The following is a 621-nucleotide window of genomic DNA, read 5'->3' on the forward strand; positions in this document are numbered from 1 at the left end:
GCCAGATCACCAAGGCGGCGGATGAGTCTCCCTACCGCCTGCGGCTTCACATTGCCTGCCCGCATTGTCAGCGGGAGCAGCACCTGAAGTGGGGCGGCAAGGATTGCGAGTTCGGCCTGAAGTGGGAAAAGAACGACCTGGGCGAGGCTGAGCGCGCCTGGTACGTCTGCGAGCACTGCGCGGCCTGCTTTGATCACCGGGACATGGTGGCGGCCCAGGCGAAAGGCCGCTGGATCTGCGACGAGACCGGCAGTTGGACACGCGACAGCATCGACTGGTACGGCCCGGACAACGAGCCAATCCGCACGCCCCGTTCCGTCAGCTTCTACTGCTGGGCGATCTACAGCACCTGGACCACCTGGGTGTCGTTGGTGGACGAGTGGCTCAAGGTCAAGGGCGACCGCGAGAAACTGGTTACCTTCATCAACACCACGCGCGGCGAGGTGTGGGAGGAGGAGCAGGGCGACCGCGTGGAGTGGAAGACGCTCTACGCCCGCCGCGAGAACTTCCCGAAGGTGCCGCCGCAGGCGCTGGTCCTGATGGGCGGTATCGACACCCAGGACGACCGCTACGAGGGCCGCGTCTGGGCCTTTGGCCTGGGCGAGGAGGCCTGGCTGGTGC

At 66.0% G+C, this 621-nt stretch carries 1 protein-coding gene; it reads left to right on the plus strand.

Annotation, left to right across the window (positions count from 1 at the left end; genetic code table 11):
* Positions 1–621: terminase gpA endonuclease subunit (locus tag QSJ95_RS32495; protein WP_285647881.1), on the plus strand; the 621-nt coding region annotated here is incomplete at both ends.

Origin of the sequence: Pseudomonas sp. NBRC 100443, from assembly GCF_030268185.1 — a bacterium.
Lineage (GTDB): Bacteria > Pseudomonadota > Gammaproteobacteria > Pseudomonadales > Pseudomonadaceae > Pseudomonas > Pseudomonas citronellolis.